Raw genomic sequence first — 2,727 nt, 5'->3', positions numbered from 1 at the left:
TATTATCCTTTAGGTGAATTAAAGACAAGGGAGGCCAAATAGATATGAAAGAAGTATTATTTGCAGGATTGGGCGGACAGGGAGTACTCACTGCAGGCCTCGTTATTTCCCAAATCGCCGTATCAAAAGACATGAATGCCACTTGGATTCCCCAGTATGGAGCCGCAATGCGTGGAGGAACCGCCAACTGTACAGTTAAATTTGGAGAGGGAATGATATACAATCCGGCGCAAGAAGAGCCGGACATACTTCTTGCGATGAACAATCCTTCTTTCCAGAAGTTTGTAGGATTGGTTGCTCCGGGAGGAACTGTAGTAATTGACAGTACTCTAGTAACATGTGACACTACGGGAAGGGACGACATAACCATTGTTTCTTTGCCGAGCACGGAAATGGCACGCGTAATAGGCCATGCTAAAGGAGCAAACATTATTATGGCAGGCGTTATTGCGAAAGTGTCAGGAGAATTCACCGAAGAAGAAGGCGTTGAAGGAATGAACAAGATGTTCAACAAAAAAGGAAAAGGTAAATTTGAAGAGCTTAACACAAATGCCTTCAAGCTTGGATACAACTTCATATAGAATATTGTATTTAGAAACGGCGGTTGCCGGGAGATTCGGAAAATAGAGCCTTGGAGACCGTCGTTTTTTTTGCATATGATAGGAGTCGTTTTTTAAGCTGTAAAATGATATGATTGTGATAGATAGACAAAAACTGTGCGAGAGGAGATTGACATGATATCTCAAAAGATGAAAGAATCCATTAAGGGAAGTTCTGTCATAAGACAAATGTTTGAAGAGGGAAATAGGCTTGCCAAAATCTATGGCGCCGAGAATGTATTTGATTTTAGCATAGGCAATCCGAATGTGAAGCCCCCTGAAAGAGTTAAAACAGCTATAAAGGAAATCCTCGACGAAGAGGATCCGAATTTTATTCACGGCTATATGAGCAACTCTGGATATCCCGATGTAAGAGAGGCAATAGCTCAGAATATCAACAAGAAACACGGGTTGAATCTGACATTTAAAAATATTGCTATGTCAGTAGGAGCAGGAGGGGGATTGAGCGTAGTTTTCAGTACAATTATCGACCCGGGCGATGAAATCATAACCTTCTCTCCATATTTTGGGCCATACAGGAGCTATGCGGACTACTGCGGCGGTAAACTTGTGGTTGTGCCTTCGCAAGTTGGAACCTTTGTGCCTGACATTGACGCGCTTGCAGCGGCAATTACGCCGAAAACTAAGGCTATTATTATAAACAATCCAAACAATCCTACAGGAGTTGTTTACAAAGAAAAGGATATAAAAGCTATTGCGAAGCTGTTTGAAGAAAAATCAAAGGAATATGGACACACCATATATATCGTTGCCGATGACCCCTATAGGGAAATCGTATACGACGGCGTAGAAGTGCCGTATATGCTTAATTACTATACAAACACATTTATTGTGTACTCCTACAGCAAATCGCTTTCGCTCCCTGGAGAAAGAATTGGGTATGTGGCATTCTTGCCTGAAATGGAGCAAGCCGAAGAGGTTGAAATTTGCCTTAGCAATGCTACAAGGAACATAGGATATACGAATGCGCCCTCGCTTTTCCAGAGAGTAATATTGAAATGCCTCAATGAATCTGTTGATGTGGAAGTTTATAAAAGAAACAGGGACCTGCTCTACAATCATCTACTCAAACTCGGATTTGAATGCGCAAAGCCGGAAGGTGCGTTTTATCTTTTCGCAAAAGCGCCCATTGATGATGACTCCGAATTTGTAGAAGCCGCAAAACAATTAAATATACTCATAGTGCCGGGTTCGGCTTTCGGGTGTCCGGGATACTTCAGGGCTTCATATTGCATCTCATATGAAAAAATCGAAAAATCATTAGATGCGTGGACAAAGCTTGCAAATAAATTTAATAAGTAGGCTTCAGCCGAATATCGGATAGAATGTATTTTTGTTTGGATAGAAGCATAAGAAATGAACAATTTAAGAACTTTTAGAAACAAACGCATAAAGAGATCTTCTGCTCTTTATGCGTTTGTTTTTCAGTATTTCGGACATAGGGTCGGGTCCCTTGTCAGCATTAATTCTGGCGGTTGACGAATACCGCAAGCGGGTATAAATAATACAAAATCAAAACATGGAGGAAAAAACAATGAAGGAAACCTTTAATACATCATGGGCCGGAGACATGGCCTTCGAGGCGGATATTACCGGGCATAAAGTACTAATGGATGCTAACGAAGAAGTAGGAGGAAAAGACAGCGGCCCACGGCCGAAACCTCTGCTGATTGCTGCTCTTACGGGGTGCACAGGAATGGATGTCATTTCCATACTGAAAAAAATGCAGGTGTCGGATTTAATCGAATCGTTCGAGATAAAAACTGAAACCGATGTCACAGATGAACATCCAAAGACCTATACGAAGATGCACCTAATATATGAATTTAAAAGCAAAGGCGAGTCACTTCCAATGGCAAAGATAGAAAAGGCGGTCAAGCTTTCGCAGGAAAGGTATTGCGGTGTAAGCGCACTGTTTGAAAAGGCGCTTAATCTTAGCTATGAAATTAAAATATTGGATTAAAATCACCAAGCAACCTGAATTCCCGAGCAATTATAACGTGGTTGGTGGCTTAACACCAAGCTTGTGATAAAGTCCCTCTTGTTTCTTGGTCATTTCACCAATACGTATGTTATTTCCTGGTTGCTCAAAGCATTCAATGATATC

3 protein-coding genes are annotated in these 2,727 nt (G+C 41.4%); all 3 read left to right on the top strand.

The annotated features are described in order from the left end of the window. Positions 1–44 precede the first annotated feature (44 nt). The 3 genes from JJE29_09420 (at position 45) to JJE29_09410 (ending at position 2,583) form a co-directional block, all read left to right on the top strand. Complete coding sequence (locus JJE29_09420) at positions 45–581, top strand: 2-oxoacid:acceptor oxidoreductase family protein (protein MBK5252834.1); 537 nt, start codon at positions 45–47, stop codon at positions 579–581. A gap of 153 nt (positions 582–734) precedes the next feature. Further along, positions 735–1,922: a pyridoxal phosphate-dependent aminotransferase gene (locus JJE29_09415; protein MBK5252833.1), complete on the top strand. Its 1,188-nt coding sequence runs from the start codon at positions 735–737 to the stop codon at positions 1,920–1,922. A gap of 232 nt (positions 1,923–2,154) precedes the next feature. Then, positions 2,155–2,583 (top strand): OsmC family protein, encoded by a 429-nt coding sequence (locus tag JJE29_09410; protein ID MBK5252832.1) that lies wholly within the window; start codon positions 2,155–2,157, stop codon positions 2,581–2,583. The last annotated feature ends 144 nt before the right edge of the window (positions 2,584–2,727 follow it).

It is taken from the genome of Peptostreptococcaceae bacterium (assembly GCA_016649995.1).
In the GTDB taxonomy this organism is placed as follows: Bacteria; Bacillota; Clostridia; order Peptostreptococcales; family BM714; genus BM714.
Note: the sequence above shows the minus strand (reverse complement) of the source record. Positions and strands in the feature narration are given on the sequence as shown.

Bases quoted from the DNA above. Each gene is read 5' to 3' on its own strand.
- JJE29_09420 (MBK5252834.1), top strand. From the start codon at position 45: ATGAAAGAAGTATTATTTGCAGGATTGGGCGGACAGGGAGTACTCACT.
- JJE29_09415 (MBK5252833.1), top strand. From the start codon at position 735: ATGATATCTCAAAAGATGAAAGAATCCATTAAGGGAAGTTCTGTCATA.
- JJE29_09410 (MBK5252832.1), top strand. From the start codon at position 2,155: ATGAAGGAAACCTTTAATACATCATGGGCCGGAGACATGGCCTTCGAG.